18 protein-coding genes and 1 pseudogene are annotated in these 22076 nt (G+C 37.4%); 9 read left to right on the top strand and 10 right to left on the bottom strand.

The features are described from left to right. Window positions 1-7: 7 nt before the first annotated feature. Window positions 8-1435: a Na+/H+ antiporter NhaC family protein gene (locus ACE2AL_RS10685; protein WP_206084355.1), complete on the bottom strand. Its 1428-nt coding sequence runs from the start codon at window positions 1433-1435 to the stop codon at window positions 8-10. Between the two features lie 168 nt (window positions 1436-1603). Next, on the bottom strand, window positions 1604-2146 hold the full coding sequence (locus ACE2AL_RS10680; RefSeq protein ID WP_272538433.1) for a GNAT family N-acetyltransferase: 543 nt from the start codon (window positions 2144-2146) through the stop codon (window positions 1604-1606). Between the two features lie 144 nt (window positions 2147-2290). Between ACE2AL_RS10680 and ACE2AL_RS10675 the strand changes: the two genes are divergently transcribed. Next, the gene (locus ACE2AL_RS10675) at window positions 2291-3142 is read left to right on the top strand and encodes an AraC family transcriptional regulator (protein WP_206084359.1); all 852 of its coding nucleotides are present in this window, start codon (window positions 2291-2293) and stop codon (window positions 3140-3142) included. Here ACE2AL_RS10675 and ACE2AL_RS10670 read toward each other — a convergent pair. Next, window positions 3139-4038, bottom strand: a pseudogene (locus ACE2AL_RS10670) (LysR substrate-binding domain-containing protein). The gene ACE2AL_RS10675 and the pseudogene ACE2AL_RS10670 sit on opposite strands and share 4 nt — an antisense overlap. Window positions 4039-4154: 116 nt before the next feature. Between ACE2AL_RS10670 and ACE2AL_RS10665 the strand changes: the two are divergent. The 4 genes from ACE2AL_RS10665 (at window position 4155) to ACE2AL_RS10650 (ending at window position 9708) form a co-directional block, all read left to right on the top strand. Beyond that, the gene (locus ACE2AL_RS10665; RefSeq protein ID WP_206084363.1) at window positions 4155-5333 is read left to right on the top strand and encodes an MFS transporter; all 1179 of its coding nucleotides are present in this window, start codon (window positions 4155-4157) and stop codon (window positions 5331-5333) included. 84 nt (window positions 5334-5417) lie between these two features. Next, window positions 5418-6632 (top strand): MFS transporter, encoded by a 1215-nt coding sequence (locus ACE2AL_RS10660; RefSeq protein WP_272538431.1) that lies wholly within the window; start codon window positions 5418-5420, stop codon window positions 6630-6632. 86 nt (window positions 6633-6718) lie between these two features. Beyond that, a complete protein-coding gene (ada, locus tag ACE2AL_RS10655; RefSeq protein ID WP_272573612.1) occupies window positions 6719-7801 on the top strand; it encodes a bifunctional DNA-binding transcriptional regulator/O6-methylguanine-DNA methyltransferase Ada in 1083 nt (360 codons plus the stop codon). A 500-nt stretch (window positions 7802-8301) separates the two neighbouring features. Further along, entirely contained in the window at window positions 8302-9708 is a 1407-nt protein-coding gene (locus ACE2AL_RS10650; protein ID WP_375083484.1) for a PLP-dependent aminotransferase family protein, read from the top strand. 60 nt (window positions 9709-9768) lie between these two features. Here ACE2AL_RS10650 and ACE2AL_RS10645 read toward each other — a convergent pair whose 3' ends face one another. Then, window positions 9769-11010, bottom strand: coding sequence for an MFS transporter (locus ACE2AL_RS10645; protein WP_206084371.1), 1242 nt, complete (start codon window positions 11008-11010; stop codon window positions 9769-9771). 536 nt (window positions 11011-11546) lie between these two features. On the opposite strand from ACE2AL_RS10645, the gene ACE2AL_RS10640 reads away from it, so the two are divergent. Then, window positions 11547-12692 (top strand): MFS transporter, encoded by a 1146-nt coding sequence (locus ACE2AL_RS10640; protein WP_272538429.1) that lies wholly within the window; start codon window positions 11547-11549, stop codon window positions 12690-12692. Window positions 12693-12726: 34 nt separating this feature from the next. On the opposite strand, the gene ydeE is transcribed toward ACE2AL_RS10640, so the two are convergent. Both ydeE and ACE2AL_RS10630 read right to left on the bottom strand, forming a co-directional pair. Then, a complete protein-coding gene (gene ydeE, locus ACE2AL_RS10635) occupies window positions 12727-13917 on the bottom strand; it encodes an efflux MFS transporter YdeE (RefSeq protein ID WP_272538428.1) in 1191 nt (396 codons plus the stop codon). A 311-nt stretch (window positions 13918-14228) separates the two neighbouring features. Continuing rightward, the gene (locus ACE2AL_RS10630; protein WP_206086002.1) at window positions 14229-15386 is read right to left on the bottom strand and encodes an iron-containing alcohol dehydrogenase; all 1158 of its coding nucleotides are present in this window, start codon (window positions 15384-15386) and stop codon (window positions 14229-14231) included. A 1070-nt stretch (window positions 15387-16456) separates the two neighbouring features. Between ACE2AL_RS10630 and ACE2AL_RS10625 the strand changes: the two genes are divergently transcribed. Next, the gene (locus tag ACE2AL_RS10625) at window positions 16457-17329 is read left to right on the top strand and encodes a 4Fe-4S binding protein (protein WP_306803690.1); all 873 of its coding nucleotides are present in this window, start codon (window positions 16457-16459) and stop codon (window positions 17327-17329) included. 31 nt (window positions 17330-17360) lie between these two features. On the opposite strand, the gene ACE2AL_RS10620 is transcribed toward ACE2AL_RS10625, so the two are convergent. Beyond that, window positions 17361-18248 carry an alpha/beta fold hydrolase gene (locus ACE2AL_RS10620; protein ID WP_206086003.1) on the bottom strand — a complete coding sequence of 296 codons (888 nt, stop codon included), beginning with the start codon at window positions 18246-18248 and terminating at the stop codon, window positions 17361-17363. Between the two features lie 604 nt (window positions 18249-18852). On the opposite strand from ACE2AL_RS10620, the gene ACE2AL_RS10615 reads away from it, so the two are divergent. Together ACE2AL_RS10615 and ACE2AL_RS10610 are read left to right on the top strand one after the other, a co-directional pair. Further along, complete coding sequence (locus tag ACE2AL_RS10615; protein WP_272538426.1) at window positions 18853-19143, top strand: LysR substrate-binding domain-containing protein; 291 nt, start codon at window positions 18853-18855, stop codon at window positions 19141-19143. A gap of 111 nt (window positions 19144-19254) precedes the next feature. Continuing rightward, a complete protein-coding gene (locus tag ACE2AL_RS10610; protein ID WP_371007175.1) occupies window positions 19255-19791 on the top strand; it encodes a metallophosphoesterase family protein in 537 nt (178 codons plus the stop codon). A gap of 20 nt (window positions 19792-19811) precedes the next feature. On the opposite strand, the gene ACE2AL_RS10605 is transcribed toward ACE2AL_RS10610, so the two are convergent. The 3 genes from ACE2AL_RS10605 to ACE2AL_RS10595 all read right to left on the bottom strand — a co-directional run bounded on the left by ACE2AL_RS10605 (window position 19812) and on the right by ACE2AL_RS10595 (window position 21898). Next, the gene (locus tag ACE2AL_RS10605) at window positions 19812-20435 is read right to left on the bottom strand and encodes a transcriptional regulator (RefSeq protein WP_206086006.1); all 624 of its coding nucleotides are present in this window, start codon (window positions 20433-20435) and stop codon (window positions 19812-19814) included. A 78-nt stretch (window positions 20436-20513) separates the two neighbouring features. Then, window positions 20514-21482, bottom strand: coding sequence for a threo-3-hydroxy-L-aspartate ammonia-lyase (locus tag ACE2AL_RS10600; protein ID WP_206086007.1), 969 nt, complete (start codon window positions 21480-21482; stop codon window positions 20514-20516). A 26-nt stretch (window positions 21483-21508) separates the two neighbouring features. Continuing rightward, entirely contained in the window at window positions 21509-21898 is a 390-nt protein-coding gene (locus tag ACE2AL_RS10595; protein ID WP_375083483.1) for a RidA family protein, read from the bottom strand. Window positions 21899-22076 lie beyond the last annotated feature (178 nt).

The following is a 22076-nucleotide window of genomic DNA, read 5'->3' as shown; positions in this document are numbered from 1 at the left end:
CGTGTAATTAGTGGGTAAAACCAAGATAAAGGTAAATAGCAAGCACGACACTGGCCGTCACTAATGCATAAGGCATTTGTGTGCGAATATGTTCAATATGCTCACAATCTGTTGCCATCGAAGCCACAATAGCATCTGCAGAAATAGGCGACGTCATATCACCAAATATTGAGCCTGAAATCGCAGCGCCAATCATATACTCTACAGGCATTCCTACTGATAAGCCTAATTGCACACCAATTGGGATCATAATTGCAAATGTTCCCCACGATGTACCTGTTGCTAACGACATAATTGCGCTAATAATAAAAATAAAGCCAATGGAAAAACCAGGTGCCATTACCCCTTGGGTAACTTCAGCAATATAAGCACCTGTATTGAGTTCAGCAGAAACATCGCCCATTAAGAATGCCAAAATCATAATAGAGCTTATTTTTAGCATGTTGGCATAACCAATAAATAACTCTTTAAAAAAACTATCGATATTTAATAGACGACGACCAATGAACCAACAAAATGACACAGTAGTACCAAACATTACTCCCCAGTAAACAGAGGTTGAGCCACTACCTTTACTGAAATCGCCATCACCAGTGATATAAAGAGCGATAGGCACCATTAATACAGTGGATAAAATAGGAATAAAGAAATTTAGCGAAGAGTGAGCATTTGGATGATTGATAATCTCTTCTTCATTGTCTTGAACATTAGATGTTGAAATATTTCCAGCAATAAACGCTTGTTGATACTTGTCTTCCGCTTTTTTCATCGGTCCCCATGAAAAATTCGTGAAGACATAGATTAAAATCGTACCGAGGGATAACCAAGCCATCAGGTTATAACCAATAGAGGTAATTAAAATATCAAAAGGCTCACCTGTAATTAACCCTTGTGAAATTTGTACGCCAATTAATCCCATGATAACGGCTCCCCAGCCATTAATAATGGCGGAAGAACAAACCGAAACGCATGCAGTTTGAATTAGATAAGACATTTTTTCTGGTGCGACGCCATATTGACGTGCCAAATTTTTGGTAGAAGCACCTGCAACTAATTGGTTAATGGAGCTTTCAATAAATATGAGGGAGGTAATCACAATAGCCAGTAATTGTGTTGCTGTACGGTTTTTGATTAACCGAGTTTTATTTGTCAATAATTGAACGAGGGCTCTAACACCCCCAGTAACAACAACCAACCGCATAATTCCACCAATCATCACCATAAAAACAATAGTGCGAGTATTTCCTGCGGATGAAAAGGTGTTAATAATACCATCAACGGTGCCTTTAACACCTAAAAGAACGTTGTGATCATTAATAACCGTAAAACCTACAAGTATTCCTAACATTAGGGAAAGCATTACTTGGCGGGTGAGTATTGCCAATATAATTGTCACAATAGGGGTGATTACTGTCCAAATACCATAGTCGTGCATGTGTTTACCTGTTAATCCTATATAAAAATTTAAATTTTTGACTTTATAATTATCGAAAAATCATAGCATTAATTGGTAAAGGGTAGAATATGTTTGTGCGTTTAGAAATGTGTTGTGACAGTAAAAAAGAATAAGGCATTCAGTAAGATGGCCTTATTCTCTTAAACATTACAGTAATGAAAGCCATTCTTGTTTTGTAAGTCGGCTTATTTCTTCAGTTTTTGTTTCGCCAATTAACTTAATAAATTGAGGTGCCAAGGTTTTGTAATATTTAAAACCACATTTTTCTTGTGCAATTTTTGATTGATCATTGCCTTGAAAATAGCCACACCATAGATTATCTAATTTTAGGTCTATGAATCCATGGCGAATAATTTCTTTAATAGATTCAGGTATCAATCCTTTACCCCAAAATGGTACGCCGATCCAATAGCTGACTTCAGCATCATTATCCCCTATAGGGAAATTACTTTCATGGCTTAAAGATAATCCGATTAGGCCAATTGCGCGCTTGTCTTCTTTTAAAGTAACGGCATAAACTTCATCGCGCATGAAAATCTCTTTAATAATCATACGACTTTCTTCAACGCTTTGATGTGCAGGCCAACCAGCAACTGGGCCTATTCTTTCGTCTTTTGCATAAAAATATAGATCTTCAGCATCCGTTTCTTGCCATGGACGTAAAATCAGTCGTTCTGTATAAAGTACCATCTGTTTTCCTCTTAATGATGGAATTAATTAATGCGTGTATTTTAGGTATTAATGAGTAATATTTAAGAGGTAAAGTTGCCCATTTTAGGTACTTATGACAACCATTGTGGACTGAGGCACTGTTTGCTAAGAGGGACAAACGTGATGTTAAGCATACAAACATGTTTGATTAATATTCCAGAAGCGCTCCGCATTGGCGTGACCAATATGGATAAAATGCAGAAAAAACAATTATCTTCATCATACGTAACAGTTTGCATTTGTTTGCAAGGCTGCGCGATTTTTAATATTAATTTTAGACAGTACCGAGTACAAAAAAATGACCTGATTGTTTTATATGATGATACCTTTGCCATGCTACAAGCAAAATCACGATGTTTTAACCTTGAATATTTGTTAATTGATAAAAAACTTGCCACCTCTATTGCTTATTCGCTGCCTCAACAGTTATTTGCATTTTTTAATGACTATCCTATTATTCAAATCCCTATAGAAAAGCATGAGTTGTTTGATTATTGGAAAAAAATCATGTTTTCAATAGCGATTGAACGTGGAGAATATTGGCAATTACAATTGAAAAACCATTTGCAAAATTTGTTTTTGGAAATCAGTAATGGTGCTAAAACGATTTTAGTTAAACCTGAAAAACGAAATAGACAAGAGCAACTTTGTTGGCGTTTTTGGGGCTTAATCACACGGCATTGTAAACAGCATAAAGAGGTTAAATTTTATGCTGAAAGATTATCGATAACCCCATTTTATTTATCAAAAATTAGCCAAAGCTTTTTTAATGATCCACCAAAGGCGTTGATAGATAGACAAGTTATTTTAGAAATAAAAGCATTACTCGAGATTGGCAAATTATCAATAAAGGAAATAGCAGATGAAGTTAATTTCGAAGATACCTCGTATTTATGTCGTTACTTTAAACGGCATACAGGAATAACGCTGACAGAATTTAAAAAAGGAGTAAGGTTTAAAACGGGGAAAAGCTAGAGAGGCTCTATTTTGGTTGAATATTTCTTTATAAAATCAATAAAACACCGTAGGCGAGGTGATACCGCTTGGTTTCGGTAATAAACGGCATTAATGGGTTGGCGAATAACTACGGTTTCTTTTTCTAAAACTTGCACCAATTGACCACTGGCAAATGCGTCCATGGTTACAAAATCGGCAGAGCATAAAATTCCAGCACCTTGCATTGCGAGGTGGAATAAGACTTCACCACTTGTCCCTGCAATATTGGGTTTAATTTTAAGTAAATCTTCATTTGCATTTTTTACGGGCCAAATATTCAGTGAGTCGGGTTGAGTAAAGCCCAGTAAACAGTGTTTTTTTAATTCGTTGCTATTTTGTGGCACACCATACTTTGCTAAATAAGCAGGGCTGGCTACTAATCGCTTTTGACTAAAACCTAATAAGGTGGCATTGAGTGATGAGTCTTTTAGTACGCCAATGCGAAAAGCCACATCAATTCGATTTTCTAATAAATTAGTGACACCTTCATAATTATGAATTTCAAGTTCAACTTGTGGGTAACGCTCATGGAATAACGGGATCAGCGGGGCAATTACATGTGTCAAAAAAGGGGTTGAGGCATCAATACGTAGCTTACCGGAAGGGATGGCTTGGCGGACAGATAGCATTTCTTCTGCCTCGTGAGCGAGATCAATAATCTCTCGCGCTTTTTGCAAAAATGCGGTGCCTTCATCACTGAGCTTGATCTAACGTGTTGTTCGGTAAAGTAACGTTGTATCCATTTTTTTTTCAAGCCTAAGTAATGCCCGGCTTACCGTTGAAATGGTCATGTTTAATTGTTCGGCAGCTGAAGTAATAGAACCAGAGTCAACGACACTGATAAAAGCTTGAAGTTCTTCAAAGGTTATTTTCATTATTGCATTTCCAGCAAAAGTTATTTTCACCTTAGCGTCTTTTTCATTGGCTTTCAATATGGAAAAATTCAGCCCATTAATAAATGTTAATAATTTATTTCAATAAGGCTGAAAAAATGAGAATTAACACTGCACTGTTGGCACTAGCAGTAGGCGCTTTTGCTATTGGAGCAACTGAATTTTCCCCAATGGGAATGTTACCTTATATTGCTGATAATATTCAGGTTGATATTCCATCCGTTGGGTCAATAGTTGTTATTTATGCCCTTGGTGTGATGATAGGTGCTCCAATCATGACATTATTACTGGTGAAGAGAAAACCGAAAGTGGCATTGGTATTCTTAATGTCTATTTTTACGGTAGGAAATTTACTTTCAGCAATGTCTCCCGATTTGGTGACCTTATCAATTTCACGTTTTATTACTAGCTTAAACCATGGTGCATTTTTTGGGTTAGGGGCCATTGTGGCCGCGAGTGTTGTTCCACCGAGTAAGCAAGCTAGTGCAATTGCAGCCATGTTTATGGGATTAACTATTGCCAATATTGGTGGTGTTCCGCTCATGACCAAATTAACCCAAGTCGTGGGATGGCGGGAGGCATTTTATTTAATCGCCGCACTTGGATTATTAACCATTGCGAGTTTAATTTGGGCTTTACCCAACAACCTTCAAGGGCGAGACGTTAACGTTAAAAACGAATTACGTATTTTACGACGACCACAAGTGATGTTAGGCATGTTATCGACAGTATTAGGAGCAAGTGCAATGTTTACCCTATATACCTATATTACTCCGATGCTGATGGATTTCATCGATGCTTCCGATCAAATGATTACCATCATGTTAGTGATTATCGGTGCGGGTTTCACAATGGGTAACTATTTAGGTGGTTTATTTGCAGATAAATCATTATTCGGCACGCTGATCATCTTTTTCTTAATGTTAGCGTTAAGTATGGCAATATTCCCATTCATAGCGACTAATGCTGTTGGTGCAGGGTTAGGTTTATTGTTCTGGAGTATTTTTAGTTTTGGTATTGTCCCACCAATACAAATTTTAGTGATGAATGCAGCTACAGGTGCACAGGCGTTAGCTTCCTCCGTTAATATTGGTGCATTTAACTTAGGCAATGCGATTGGTGCAGCGATTGGTGGGGCGGTATTATCCTATGGCTATAGTTATTCAATGATTAGTTTTATGGGTACTTTCGTTGCTGTTTTAGGTATTGTTGTCATTCTTGTTATTTTTCGCAAAAAATCTGATACGAAAGTTGAGACTGAGATTGTTTGTGGCTAATCGAAAAGCAATAAACGGAAAGTCGAAATATAAGGTCTTTCTTTAATGTAGAAGAAAATCTTCAACAAATAAGAAAGGCCAAACATGAATTCAGATAAAATTTTTAGCAAAGTTGCCTATTCAAATTTATTTGCTCAAATGTCAGAGCAAATTGCTTTAGCGGTAACACCTCTTGTTGCTGTACTGATACTAAACGCCTCTGCCAGTGACACAGCTTGGCTACAAATGTTGCAGACATTGCCTTTTCTTATTGTGTCACCATTTATTGGTATTGTTGCCGATCGACATAGTGCTCGCAACCTAATGATATGCTCTGAAGCGATACGTATTGCCGTTTTAGGAATGATTTTTGCGTTATTATTTTCAAAGCTGCTTTCATTCGCATTATTAATTTTGTTTGGATTTATTGGCGCTGTTGGTACGGTAATCTACAGTGTTGCTACTTCAGCCTATATTCCAGCCGTGATCCCTAAAGACCACCTAATTAATGCGAATCGATGGATTGAACTTGCTCGAAGTTTATCTTATACGGCGGGACCTGCGCTAGGTGGTGTACTGGTTGGTTATATTGGTGCGTCATCTGCCTACAGTTTCGCCATTATTTTATCGGTGATTGCTTTAATTTTAATTTTTCAATTGCCCAAAGAGCACAAGAAAACGCTAGTTTCAACATCACTATTAAAACAATTAAAAGAAGGTGCTGACTATATTTTCCATAATCCGTATTTAAAGCCTATTTTATTGACGGCATTATTTTTTAATACAGCCTGGTTTATTATTCAGGGAGTTTTTACGGCATATGCAGTGACAGTATTACAACTTTCAGCACAGCAAATTGGTATTGCGATTTCAGTTTACGGAATAGGAATGATTGTTGGCGCACTTGGTCTACGCCACTTATCTTTGCAGTTTAGCTATGGGACTTTGGTAATATTTGGGCCTGTTTGTGGTTTATTCGGTGCGACAACCTTGCTATTTACTGTCTGGAATTCATCATTTTACTTAGTTTGCTTTGCTTATTTTTTATTTGGTGCTGGACCAATTATTTGGACGATATCCACAGTTTCATTACGCCAGTCGGTGACCCCCAATTTGCTGATTGGGCGCGTTTCTGCATTGATGTTAACGACTTCATTTGGTGCTAGGCCATTGGGGTCAGCCATAGCCGCAATTATTGCTACATTATCGGGTGTAGAATATTGTTTATGGGCAGCTGTTTTTTTCTTTGCTATCCAATTAGGGATTATTAGTCAGTCACCTGTTCGGGCATTAAAAGCCATGCCTGCAATAAGCAGCTGATGTCATAATTAAAAAGCAAGCTGCGGAGATTCTTTATGTGGTTTATCCGTCATAATGACGTTATTAAATTAGGAAAGGACATTATCATGACGATTAAAAACATATGGAAAACACCAGAACAGCGCTGGCAAGCAGTTGTTGAAAGAAATAAAACAGCGGATGGCCATTTTGTTTATGGTGTAAAAACGTCACTTATTTACAACCATCCATCTGCGGCTGGGCGCTTGCCTAAACGAGAAAATATTGAATTTTTTGATAATGAAGCCCAAGCGATTGCACAAGGTTATCGCCAAGGAAAACGACATCGTACAGAGGCAACGCAATTAACACAATTTTATAAACAGAAAATAGAAAAAGCTTGCCGTTATATTGAGCAAAATAGCCAGTCGTTAACGCTGGCCGAATTGGCAGATTATGTCGGGATCAGTCGTTACCATTTTCATCGATTATTTAAATCACAAACGGGGTTAACGCCAAAAGCTTATGCGGACGCTTTTCGGCATAAAAAATTGCAGGCTCAACTGCAAGAACAAGAGCGTATTACTGATGCAATTTATGATGCAGGGTATCAATCAAATAGCCGTTTTTATGAAACATCAACACAGCGATTAGGCATGACGCCACGAGCTTGGAAATCAGGTGGAAATGGTAGCAAAATTTATTTTGCACTTGCTTTATGTTCATTAGGAACAGTATTGGTTGCACAAAGTCTGATCGGCGTATGTGCAATTTTACTTGGGGACGATCCTGAAAAGTTACTTAATGATTTACAAGATAAATTTCCAAATGCTGAATTAATCGGTGGTGATATCAACTTCGAACAAGTTATTGCTGACGTTGTTGGTTTTATTGAAGCACCAGAGATTGGTTTTAATTTGCCGCTTGATATTCAAGGAACTGTATTCCAACAGCGTGTATGGCAAGCCTTGCGTGATATTCCTGTTGGAAAAACGGTTAGCTACAGTGATATAGCAAAAAAAATAGGGAACCCTAAAGCGGTTAGAGCAGTCGCGAGCGCATGTGGGGCAAATATGCTAGCGGTGGCTATTCCTTGCCACCGAGTGGTGAGAAATAATGGCGAACTATCAGGTTATCGCTGGGGTATCGATCGTAAACAGGCCTTATTATTAAAAGAGGCACAAGGTAGTTTAACCAAAATCAGCGAGTAACTCGATTAAAGTGCAAAGTTAATAATCGAGTTTATTAAGGAGCACCTTAATAAATTATTCATAATCGATATTAATATTTTCTTATTCTCTCATTTAGTTTTTCATAACAGAGATAAATATAATCTTTATTTATTAAAATGTGAGGCCCCCATTTTATATCCTTTAAAAATCAATTTGATAACAAGATTCTTTACATGGTGGATGGCTGATTTATATTTTTTGCCCTTTATATTTTTCATATCTTTTCTTTTTGATAAACATATTTAGTTTTTTAAATAACCATAATATTGGCTGTAATAAGATAAACTTTTGGTATGGTTTACCCCTTACGTTTTTTTCATATTCCATAAGTAATCCTAATGTTCTGCTCATTTTTATTAAGAATTACATGGAGGAAAAATATAAAAAAGTGACAGATATGATTTTTTGCAAAATACAGATCAAAAGCACTAATTTTTGTATTACATTATTCATACGGGGAAAATGAAAAGGGTTTTGCTGTGTTACTGTACAAACAAATTGCACAAATGTTGCAAGAAAAAATTAAGCGCGGAGAGTTTCTTAGTGGTGAAAAGCTGCCATCAGTGAGGGACATTGGGAGAGCTCATGATGTCAGTATTACCACGGCGCAACTTGCTTATCGTGAACTTGAAAGGCTGCAGCTCATTTATGCAGTACCTAAATCTGGGTACTTTGTGATCCCCGAAAAAACGGAGTCTTTATTACCGAAAGTAGCGAATTATATTCAAAAACCTGTTCAGATCGCACAATGGAATCCGACCATGGATTTTTTACGTGTTGCTGAACGAGAAGGTGTAACATCTTTGTCTTGTGCCGTGCCAAATATTGAAGATAAAAGTTTAGATCCATTGTGGCAAGAAATGACAATGGTAACACGTAGAAAGCAATCACTGACACTTGAATATGATAATTTACAAGGGCTTGCTGCATTAAGAGAACAAATTTATTTAATTTCAGATGATCGCCACCTTTTTACGCCTGATGATGTTGTCACGACAACAAGTGGCCATCAATCGTTATCTATTGCCTTGCAAGCTTGCACACAAGGGAATGATGTTGTTGCAGTCGAGTCGCCAACTTTTCCAGGGCTATTACAGACATTGTATGGTTTAGGAAGAAAAATAATTGAAATTCCTATTGATCCTGAAACAGGTATAAACCTTGAAAGGCTAGAAGAGGCTTTTGAGTGTTGGAATGTGAAAGCAGTGGTGGTGACACCAACGTGTAATAACCCGATGGGTTGTATTATGCCTGATAGTAACAAGCGGCGTTTACTCGAAATTGTTGAAAAATATCAAGGAACCATCATTGAAAATGATTGTTTAGCGAGTTTGGCGTATCAATACCCACGGCCGTCAACGATTCAATCACTGGATCGAAATGGGCATGTAATTTTATGTAGTTCATTTTCGAAAACGGTTGCTCCAGGAACACGTACTGGTTGGATAATTCCAGGTAAATATAAAGAAAAAGTTTTGCATTTAAAATACTTATCCCATTGTTCTGGTGAAATTTTTATGCAACAAGTGATGGCTAATTTCCTAAAGGAAGGGCATTATTTTTTGCATTTACGCCGAATGCGTCAACATTATAGTGAGCTTCAGTGCCAATATAAGGAATTAGTGGAAACACATTTCCCTGCAAATACCCGAATATCGAGGCCACAAGGCGGTTTTTCACTTTGGGTGGAACATTTACCCGTAGATAACCGTAAATTACGGGATATTTTGCATCGCAATAAAGTCACAGTATTAACAGGAGAACATTTTTCTACAGGTGACTGCTTTTCTAACCATTTGAGGGTGAATTATGCGCTACCTTTGATCGCGAGGAGGCGAAATGCGATTAAAATTTTGGGTGAGGCATTAAAGGTCACAAGTGTATAATTTGGTGCTCCCCCCCTATGACTTAAACTTATGTAAGATAGGGGGGTAATAAACGATTAATCAGCTAGCAATTTGTGTTTTACGGTTTTTAGTGATTAACATATAAATCAGATATAAAAGCGTAAAACCAGCTGTATACCCTGTAAAGGCCATCCAGAAAGTTTTCCAGTCGACAACGCCATTAATGGTATTGAGCTCAATAACCCAGCCACATAATACCGCCCCTAAGAATGTACCAAACCCATTAACGAGTGTGGTGAAAACGCCCTGAGCAGTGGAGCGAAATTCTGGGGCAATTTCTTTTTCCAAAAATAATGCGCCAGCGATATTAAAGAAATCAAATGCACAACCATATACAATCATAGATAAGAAGAGGGCCAGTGTGCCTATTGCCGTGAAATCACCATAAGCAAATAAACCTAATCGTAAAATCCATGCAATCATGCTAAGAAGTAAGATAGTTTCGATTTTGAATCTTTTTAATAAAATAGGCAGCAATAAGATAAAAATAATTTCAGAAAATTGTGAAATAGACAAGAAGATAGTGGGGTATTCAGAGAAAATAGAGCCTCTGGCTTCGGGGGCTAATGCCATATCCTGTAAAAATGGAACACCAAATGTGTTGGTTATTTGTAATACAGAGCCTAATAGCATGGCAAAGAATAAAAAAACTGCCACTCTTCCTTTTTTAAAAAGCAAGATAATATTATGACAACTAAAGTTAGATGTCTCAGCTTTTTTAGTATTGATACTATTAGTAGTAATGAAAAATATAGAAAATAGACCTAGAGCAACTGAGGCGGCAGCCCCTACATATAACTGGTAATAACTCATTTCTAGTTTTAATAAACTAATTGTCCACATTGCGACAATAAATCCGACAGTTCCATAAACTCTGATTTTTGGAAAATGAATCTCTGAATCTAATTTTCGTGTACCTAACATTTCAAACACAATACTATTACAAATTGAAATGGTTGGCATGTAAAACATTAAATGAATTAATGTAGCAATAAATAAAAGAGTGATTGTATCACTATGCGCCATGACGATTAAAAAAATTGCAGAAAGAAAATGAGTAGAAACATAAACTAACTTTCTATTATTAATTTTATCGGCAATAAACCCGATGATAATGGGTGAACATAACGCAGATATTCCTAATGTACTGAATATTAATCCTATTTCACCGCCCTTTAAATGAAGTGTATTAAAAAGGTATGAGGCAAACGTGACAAGCCATGAGCCCCAGATAAAGAATTGCAAGAAAGAAACTATTTTTAATCGAGTTGTAATACTCATGCCTGCACACCTTGATTTAACCTAAACATATTTAAATGCAATTGTTAATTTAACTGATTGATGTCATTTTTTTCATAATCAACAATAGATGCGTTTATCTGATTATTGTTTTTGCATTATAAGATAGTGTATTGCTCAGTTTATTGATGTAAAGATGGCTATTTATGAATTAGTTAGGCAGATGGTCGATTTTTAATCGCTATTAATACTTAACTTGTTACATCTAAGTCGTACAATTGTGTCTGTGAACGAAAGATAAAATATAGAATCTATTAAGAATAGTTTATTAATGCTCAATGTTTTAATCTGCTATTGCAATAAAATCAATTTTAGTGTTTAATCAGTAAACATTTCTATTACTTTCTCCCCTCTGTTTTCCTTGGTTTCTTTTATTCCCCCAGATATTCAATTTCAGTGTTACACCTCTTACCTATTAAAATATTTTTCATTCATCGAATCATCATCTAATAATCCCACAATGGCTCTTTTCTGAAGCCTAACTTATTTTTTAACTTAAAATCTTAAAAGAGTATGCTATGACTTCACATCGTTGTTTACTATTTGTATTAGCAATATCGGTATACCTTGTTGGTGCAACTGAATTTATGCTTTCCGCAATAATGTTTCCATTAGCGAATGCTTTTAATGTACAAGCATTACAGATTTCATGGTTAATATCCGCTTATGCATTCTCATATGCGCTAGCTGCGCCTGTTGTCGGGTTCTTTTCGGATAAAATGGATAAGCGCAAAATGTTACTCGTTGCGATGTTATTTATCTCAATTGATAGTATTGCAATAACGTTTGCTCCTAATCTCTTGATAGCTCTTATTTTACGTTTTTTTGGTGGCGTTGCTTCCGCTGCCTTAGTGCCGATTACGTTTGCTTTTATTTCTGATGTCATCGATGAAAACAAACAGGCCATTGCAATGGGATATGTCATGCTGGGAATGACGCTTGGTATTATTACAGGGCCAATTCTTGCAGGGGTAATGACACAGTATTTTTCATGGAGAATGCCATTTATATTTATGGCAGTCGGAGGGCTTTTGGTGTTGTTTATTTCCATTAAGGTTTTGCCGTCTGTTGCTTCGTCAACGGTAAAACAAGGCTCATTCAATATTTTTAAGCAGGGAATGATCAGTAAATTTATTATTGCTAAAGGAATTTGGAATGGTATTACTGTTTGCCTATTTCTACTGGCAGGTGAAATATTACGAATCAGGTATCAATTTAACAGTGCGATGACTGGTAGTTTAATGGGATTATTTGGAATTGGTTTAATAATAGGTAATAGTATTGTTGCAAAAGTCGTTTCATACAAGGTTTCCGAACTATCACTGGTGCTAGCAATAATTAGACTTTTATTCATGATTATTCTTCTCTTTATTAGTGATTGGTTAACATTAATAGGTGATTGTTTTTGTTTGTTTGGATTTGGCGTACTATTAGGTTTAATTTCACCTATCAGCACTTCGTTACTTGCCAGACTAAATGTGAAAAATAAAGGTTTGGTATTATCAATTTCAGAAAGCTTTAATAATATTGTGTTGTTATTGGCTATCCCACTTTTTTCTTGGTTGATTTCTGAAGGCCGTGTTTTAACGTCTACCATATTGATTAGTCTATTATTTAGTATAGTAATATTTTTTATTACAAGAGTAAAAGTAGCAATGAGATAGCAGTATCCTTGCTGATAAGCAGCAAGGATACTGATTAGGCTACATGATCCAACTGGTTTTGCCGCAATCTCATTCCATTTAACATGGATAGCCAAGCTAAAAAAGTAATTATCATCAAGATAATAAAGATAAAATAAGCGGGTAATTCAGTTAAAATTACGCCAGTCATCATTGGGTTAAAAGCACCACCTAATAAACCTAACGATTGAGCTGAAAAATAACTTGCTTTCATACCTTCAGGGGCAATGCTATCAATCAACATGTATTCACCTGGAGCATAAATCAGTTCTCCTAAAGTGAAAAGAAAAGCACCAATAGCCCAAATATAGAGATTTTCTGCTGCAAACATGAAAGTGGCTAAACCCAGTAAGAAAAATAAACTTCCTAACGTCATTAACTTTTTCAAATTGTCTGGGGTGATCCGTTTTCCGACAGTGTATTGCAACGTTACCACAACGACCGCATTCACAGGGAGTATGACGCCGATAACGACTTGTGCAAAATCGCTATTTGCTACCGTAATAACATATTGAGAAATCCAAGTGGTAAACGTCCCAAAAACTAATGACCCTAAGAATGTTGATAAAATAAACCAAGCAAGTACACGGTCATGTAGCATTACAGCTGGGTTCCATGGTCGTTTACTGCCATCCTGATGCTGTGCAGGTTTTATACTTTGAACAAATCGCTGAATGAAAAATATCGGAAAGGCTGCCGAGATAGCGGCCAAATAAAATGGCAAATTGATACTGTACATTAACAGCCAAGTTCCAATAGGCGGACCGATCGTCCATCCGATATTGATAAAAGTATAATTTAAGGAAAAGACTTTAGCTTTTAACGATAAGGTCAGAGTATCTGCAAAATAAGCTTTAAGAACAGTAGAAAAAACAGAATAAGAACAATTGATCAAGGAGAAAAATATGATCACTAAAATGGCATTATTGGAGAGGGGAATAGCAATGAATCCGCCAATAAATGCAACTACAGCAAGTAGCATACACCGTTTTTTGTCAACCCTATCGGCGAGCATACCAAAAGCCATGCTAAATAGCACACCAACAACCATCGCCAATGACATAGCTACCCCAACAGTATCAATTGCCATTTGATACTCTCGGGTTAGGTAAATGGCCATAAATGGTAGTGTTGCCCCACGGCCAATGGTCAGAAGTAAAGACGATGCAAGTAACGCACTGTTAGATATACTGAATTTCGCTGACATAACACACGACCTAGGATTTTTATTATTGTTAACTGTTTGTTTCAACTAAAAGATATTGTAATAAAATACATAAAATCAGTGCGATGAGAAACGGACAATAATGCGCTAAATAGAAAACAATATTTTGAGGAGATCAATCTGCCATTATCGATTAAATATATTGTAATATGAAATCAGTTAAACCGTATTAAACGTTATATGCTGAGAATAAATCGCACTAAAGTCGGGGGAATAATTTAGGTAGGCTCTTCTTGTTTTTAAATAGAAAGATGTATAACTACACCTCTCTATTTAATCAACGGGCATTAAACTTACAGTGCCGCAGTATAGACACGACGACTTACATCAAGGGTGATGTCTTGGTGCTCGCCTAATTCAACCATATTATGTGCTTCTAAACTTTTTACTAGGGGCTCAATAACATCGGATGAAAGCTGATAATCACTAAAATGTGTGCCTACATTCATGGCTTCGAAAAACTGACGGGTTAACTCAATCGATTTTAATGCTTTCTCTTGGTCGTTCCCGTTTGTGATCCCCCACACTCGTTCAGCGTATTGTGCCAATTTTGTTTGTTTTTGTGGCAATTTCTCAAGCAACATTGATGGCAGCACGATTGCGAGTGTTTGTGCGTGATCTAAACCATAAAGCACAGTAATTTCATGGCCTAACATGTGAGTAGACCAATCTTGTGGAACACCGACACCAATTAAGCCATTGAGTGCTAACGTCGCTGTCCACATTAAATTTGCACGGATGTCATAATCTCTTGGGGTTTCGAGCGCTTTAGGGCCAATGTCTATGAGCGTTCTCAATAAACCTTCTGCGAAAGAATCTTGAACATAGGCATTCACAGGATAGGTTAAATACTGTTCAATAACATGAACGAATGCATCAACTACACCATTACTAATTTGGCGAGGTGGGAGTGTGTAGGTTTTCACTGGGTCAAGAATTGAAAACTGTGGAAAAACCTTATCACTCATAAAGGCTAACTTAGACTGTAATTCTTCACGTGTAATTACGGAGCCTTTATTCATTTCTGAGCCAGTTGCGGGGAGGGTTAATACAGTCCCAAAGGGTAATGCAGTTTGAATTGTTGTACCGCCCTTTGTAACAACTTCCCATTTGTCACCAGGATAGTTAACTGCCGCAGCAACAAATTTTACGCCATCAATCACTGAGCCGCCGCCAACAGCGAGTAAAAAATCAAAGCCTTCCTTTTCTATTTTATCAACCGCTTTGATGAGAGTTTCATAGCGCGGATTAGCTTCTATCCCACCAAAAAGTGAAAAATGTCTTGAACCTAAAGCGCGTTCAACCTCATCTAATGTGCCCGTTTTACGTGCGCTTTCACCGCCAAATAAAATGAGAACTTTTGCACTTTCAGGGATCAATCTGCCTAATTCACTTATCTTTCCATCCCCAAAAACGATGCGTGTCGGGTTATAAAACTCAAAGTTATTCATATATAAGCCTTAATAGAAAAATTTCTTGGTTAAACGGCAAAAAAAGTTACCGTACTTGATAGATTAACAAGAAATAGTATAACTTCTAATAATATTAGAGTTTATCAATTTGATGGCTTTGGTATATTATTTTTTATTTAAGTAATTACATTGTTATAATATTTACTCCTGAAAGTAAAGAAAAGACACATTAATAAATTATTGTTTGCTATCTTTAAGATTCCACAACTAAATAAAAGGAATTAAGATGAAAGTATTAGTAGGGGAGCAATTAGAGGAAACGTTAAATATAGAATCATGGGTTAACCTAATGGACGAGGTTAATCAATTAAAATCAATAACTATAGGTAGGATATAAGAAAATAATGGTTCTCAATATGAATATAATGTTTTGTACGCCAAGCAAAGTTAAATAAACTTATTAGGTGGTGATGACGTATTGATAAGCAATGGCGCTAATGGATTATTAGTGGATGAAAAGAGAGAGAATGTATTTATTATCAACGGTGACTTACTAGGTTGGAATTCGATTTATAGTTTGGGTGGGGAAAATACGATTTATCTCGTGAATTTTAAGCATACGTTATCAGAGAAGCACCAGATCATATCAGCAACACAACACGTTATCACTACGAGTCAGAAAAAGGGCGAACAATAAAAATATTTCAATGCCTGAATACACAAGCGCCCAAAATTGTTCATCAACAATGGGACAATGATAGTTGGTCAGATAACGTATTGCAAAAATTAGAGTATTTAGTGAGCACACTCGCTTCTATCCGTATGCAAGATGAGACACTCAGTACCACGAGTGGTGATTTAAATAATACTTTAGCGACGTGGGAACCCGTAAAACTAGTCAAAAATCATCTGATTTAGACCATAATATTTTAAATTAATTAGTATTTTGGGTATTTAAGCAAGTTTTTTGGCTTGAATCATCTTTGGAGACAGTAAGTTGCAGTAAACTTACTGTCTGTTTAATGCTAACATTTTCCTATGAATTTAATGTATGCATTTTTTAAGATAATTTTTTGCCATGTAAGGGGGGCCAAGTGATAAAACGTTTTATGAATCTAGAGCTTCCTCCTGAACCCATAATTAATAGCAATTGCGTGAGAAAACGCCTCAAAAATAGCATTTGTGATAACTGTTCTACCAGCTGTCCAGTGAATGCTATCTCGTTTAGTCACATGGATGCGAAAATTGATAATGATCTTTGTTTCCAGTGTGGTAACTGTCTTTTCTCCTGTCCTGTTGATGCTATTGAAAATATTTCGCCTCACGAACGTACATATCAACAGGATTATTTAGTAGTTAACTATGATGAGCCTGTCGCAATGACGGAAGAACTGATTGTTTGGCATAAACAATTTCAAATTCGGGGTATTCAAATAGCGGAACCCTTGGTTGATAAATGGTTACCAACGATAGCGGCTCTCAATCTTAAGTTAAAAACATTACAAGAGCCTATTTGGCAGCTACGTATTGAGCAACCTCTTGCAGTAGATAGTGGGCGCCGGATGATGCTCTTTCGTCAAAAGTTAGACCAGAAACCCCTGAGTAAAGGGCAGGTGAAAACAGGGCTTAATGCACGGAAACAATTTTATCCAGAAGATAGCTGGTTCAAGATAGAACTTGAAAACGAAAGCTGTATTTTATGTGGGGCGTGCGCGAAAGTATGTGATGAAAACGCGATACAAATTGGCGATAACCAATTCATTTTAGATGAAAAGCGTTGCACAGGCTGTATGAGTTGCCAAGTGGTATGTTTTCCAAAATCGATTCAAGTTTATGAGCACACAGCTAAGCATAGCGAGCCTACCGTATTTCATTACTATGATGCCAAATGTCATACTTGCCATTTACCCTTTTTTTCGTGGGAAGAGGATGTGCAAACTTGCCCAATATGCTCGCAGCATAAAAAGCAGGGGTGGTTATAGAAAAGGTGCTATCAAAGAGCACCTTTTTTAGTTAATTTGCTGAACCTAAATGCTCAACTACTAGTTTTGCAATCTGTGGGTTAATGGCTGGGGGTGTCTCATGACCCATACCTTCAATAATGGCGATTTTTGCGTTCGAAATGTTATCTGCGATATCTTGACCCGCTTCAACGGGGAATAACGGGTCAATTGATCCGTGAATAACTAACGTAGGAACATTAATGTGGCTCAGATGTGGACGCATATCACCAGTCACCGCGACAGCAACAATTTGGCGTTTAGTACCTTCAGGTGAATAGTTTCGAGCAAGGGCTTGTTGCACATAATCGCGGTAATATTCCTCATCAAATGGGCAACAACTTGAGCTAATACGGCGATAAAAGGCAAGTTGCCCAGCCAGATAAGCCTCAAAATCTTCTTTGGGGTTTGCGCCTGAGCTCATCAACATTTGCATCACATCAGGGGCACTTTGCGGTAAGTTGGGGTTCCCTGTTGAAGACATAATCGGGGACAAAGTGATTGTGCGTTCAGGGTATTTCGCCGCAAATAATTGAGCGATCATTCCGCCCATTGAACGACCAATTATATGCGTTTTATCAATTGATAAGCTATCTAATAAATGCACAATATCGTCCACCATATCGAATAACGTATATGCGATATCGAATGGTTGTCCTGTTTGCATTTTTTGAATCAATTCCCCTAGGTTGATTGGAGGGAAATTATCCATATGAGGAGATAAACCCGCATCACGGTTATCAATTCGGATAATATAAAAACCTGCGCTAGCGATTTGTTGGCAAAAATCTGTTGTCCAACTAATGTTGTGGCCGCCTAGACCTGGCACGAGTACAACGGCAGGGTTCTCAGGAGCGCCAAATGCATCATGAAAAAGTGAAATAGGTTGCTTGGTTGTCATTTTTTTTCCGCTGAATTGAATGTTGTGCTATTTATGCCGCCATAGTGTAGCAAATACGAGCCCCAAAAATGGATAAAGGTTGCTAAGAAAGCGAATGTAGCAGCATTGCTGTAATTTTGCAGAAAATAACACAGTTTATTATCTAACAGATATAAATCGGCTAAATATTAGCACGATAAGTGAAAAAAGAAGTAAAAACAATGCAGTAAGTATGTTTGTATTTAATGAGTAGGTGGAAACAATAAGGCTACCTAATGCTGACCCAAAAGCAATTCCTCCATTGAAGAATGCGATATACAAGGCGCTCGTAATCTCAATTCGCGAAATGCTATATCCGATCATCCAATTCATTAAGGATACAGAGACTCCACCGTATGCCACTCTCCAAAGTGCGATGATAAAATAGCCCCAAAAAACGTTTAATGGCAAATATACAAATAAAATTAGGCTGATAATTATTAAACTAATTATCCCAAAAATAGATAGCTTTATATTTCGGCTAGAGGCCATCCCGAAGATAAAATTGCCTAAAATTCCTGTAATACCATAAAGAAGCAAAGCAAAACTGATTTGATGGTTGTCTAAATTTAAATTGGGTTCAGCGGTGCAAAGTTATATGCCGAAAGGGCGGCTTGTGTTGAATGATACGGAAGCGATTTTAAATGCGGCATTACAGGGGCATGGCATTTGCCAATTGGGTGCTTTCTTGGTGGGTGAGCAAATTGCGCAAGGAAATTTACGTCCTATTTTAACCGAGTTTTCGAAGCCAGAGGCACCGATTTGTGCGTTATATCCAACAAAACGCTATTTGCCACCGAAAGTGCGTCAGTTTTTACAGTTTTTTGACGAGTATTGGCAAGGACGTGCAATTTGGGAGGAAAAGGATAAACGATAAGGTGATTTTTCAGCCTATTCTGTAAAGCAATTAAAAATCATTGGGATATGATAGCTACCAAGCAATTCGTTGCTTAAAGATAATTTTTAACTATAGATTTTTAGGTTTTATATGATTTATTTTATTTCAGATACCCATTTTTGCCACTCTAATATTATCAACCTGTGTGATCGTCCTTTCAAAAGCACTAGCCACATGAATGATACGTTGATTCATAACTGGAATGCTTATGTAACAGACCATGATGAAATCTACATCTTGGGGGATTTTTTATACAAAGGTAATGGGACGGATGCGAATAAAATTTTGCGCAGGTTATCGGGCAAAAAATACCTTATTCGTGGTAACCATGACAAGTTTTTAGATGATCCAGAGTTTGATTCATCACTCTTTGAATGGGTGAAGAGTTATTACGAGTTGGATTATCAAAAACAAAAATTTGTTTTATTTCACTATCCTATCTTAGAATGGCAAGGTTTTTTTCGTGATGCAATCCATTTATATGGACATGTGCATAATTCAGGAAAAGACCCAGAACAACGTAAACGCTTAGATATTTTAGGGCCTCGAGCGATGAATGTTGGCGTTGATGTAAATAATTTTTTCCCTATTAGTATTAAAACTATTCTAAAACGTGCAAATGGTTAATTATTTAATAATAAACAAGTCTATTTTTTAGCATACAAATAAACAGAAGCACGTGAAACACCAAGATGCTGTGCAACTGTTTCCATGGATTTTTTGACGTCAAGCAAGCCTTCGCTACGTAAAATTTCTATGAGGTTTTTTCGTTCTTCCGCTTTTAATGTCCGCGGTGTTGCGGCAAGTGTCGCGGCATATTGATCGATTCGATGACGAATAGCTTCTGATCCATTGGGCTCAATATGTTCTTTGATTGGGCTATTTCCAACTTCAATAAATTGCGACAATACACTTTGCATCCCCCGAAATAACGTCATATCTAAATTTAGGCACAAAGCAGCAACATATTCACCATTCTCATTTTTGATACCAATAGATGTGCTTTTAACGGGGCGTCCATCGGAAAATTGATTGGTATAATTGGCGACAATATTAGGAAAATCAGCAGATTCAATGCGTGCTAAGCCGAGTTCTGTGGTAGGCTCGCCTACTTGACGACCAGACAAATTATTATGAATCGATAAAATTGAATGTTCGGGGTTTTTTAGGTCATGAACGACAACCTCACAAAATGGTGCAAAAGTTTCGCTCAGCCCTTTGGCGATTGTTTCGATTTGCGCCAATAATGTATTTTCCTTGGTGCTAGACATAAAACCCCCTTATCTAAAAGCGTTAATTTATTAATTTTAACCCATTTTTTATCTCGCTAATAGATAAAGGGTGGAGAGTTACTGTGAAACTAATTCAGCAAAGCGATTGATATCGACATTACCACCACTGACAATAATACCGACTCGTTTACCTTGGAATTGGTCTTTCTGCGCTAATGCAGCAGCATAGGATAGACAACCCGTTGGTTCAACAACCACTTTCAGGCGCTCTGCATAAAATTTCATTCTGTCAATAAGTTGCTCATCGGTAACAGTAAAAATATCATCGACATTATTTTTAATAATTTCAAATGTATACTGCCCCAAATGTTGGGTCTGCGCGCCATCAGCGATGGTTTTTGGTGTATCGATATGGACAATTTTACCTTGGCGGAAAGATTGCTGTGCATCGTTACCCGCTAACGGCTCGACACCATAAACTTGACAGTTAGGGGACAATTGGCGAGCAGCAAGTGCACAGCCAGATAGCAAGCCGCCACCACCTAAGCAAACAAATAAGGCTTCCAATTCACCCACCTCTTGGAACAGTTCCATAGCGGATGTGCCTTGTCCTGCAATAATATGGGGGTGGTCATAAGGTGGAATGATGGTTAAACCCTGTTGTTCTGCGAGTTGCTTGCATAATGCTTCGCGGTCTTGCGTGTACCTATCGAAATGCACAACATTGGCGCCATAACCTTGGGTTGCCGCAACTTTAACAGCAGGTGCGTCGTTTGGCATGAGAATTGTTGCTGGTATATTCAGTAATTGGGCTGCAAGGGCGATACCTTGTGCGTGGTTACCGGATGAAAAGGCAATTACCCCCGCTTTTTTCTGCTCTGGTGTAAATTGGGCAAGTGCATTGAATGCGCCACGAAATTTAAATGCCCCCATCCGTTGGAAATTTTCGCATTTAAAAAATAGCTCACCACCAAATTCTTTATTGGCGGTTGTTGAGGTGAGTACAGGGGTTTTGTGTGCAAACCCCGCGATGCGCTTAGCTGCTGCTTCAACATCTCGATAAGTTGGTAAAGTTAAACCCGTCATTTTATGCCTCGTTGAAATTTTTTGAATTAGCCTAAAACCGCAGTTGCTTCAATTTCGAGCGCCGCGTTAAAGTGAAGTTCAGAAACACCTGCAACAGCGCGAGCAGGGCGAAAGTCACCTATCCACGCTGCATAAATTTGATTAAATTCCTGCCAATCATTCATATCAGCTATATAAACACGCACTTGGACTAAATTTGCTTTTGTTATATTGGCGGCTGACAAGCAAGCGTCAAGATTTTTTAATACTAATTTAGCCTGAACGTTAAAGGGGGTATCAGTGATTGCTTGCCCTGAAACATCGACGGGTAATTGACCCGAAATAAATATAAACCCATTAGCGCCCACACAATGGGAATAGTGGCCTCGTGGCGGGAGCAGAGTAGGGGCATTGATATATTGAATTGACTGGCTCATAGCAACCTCGAACTTGACAAAAAAGCACATATTAGATTTTTAGTCTAATATTGTATTATATGTACAGTCAATCTGTTTTTGAAGAAAAAAACATCAATGCTTGATGCTAATATGAGAAAAAATGCAGAACAGTTTGCAGTTAAGGTTTTTGCGGATTGTTAGCTGTGGTGTTGATCAT

Source organism: Providencia xihuensis (genome assembly GCF_041953405.1).
GTDB classification, from domain to species: Bacteria; Pseudomonadota; Gammaproteobacteria; order Enterobacterales; family Enterobacteriaceae; genus Providencia; species Providencia vermicola.
Note: the sequence above shows the minus strand (reverse complement) of the source record. Positions and strands in the feature narration are given on the sequence as shown.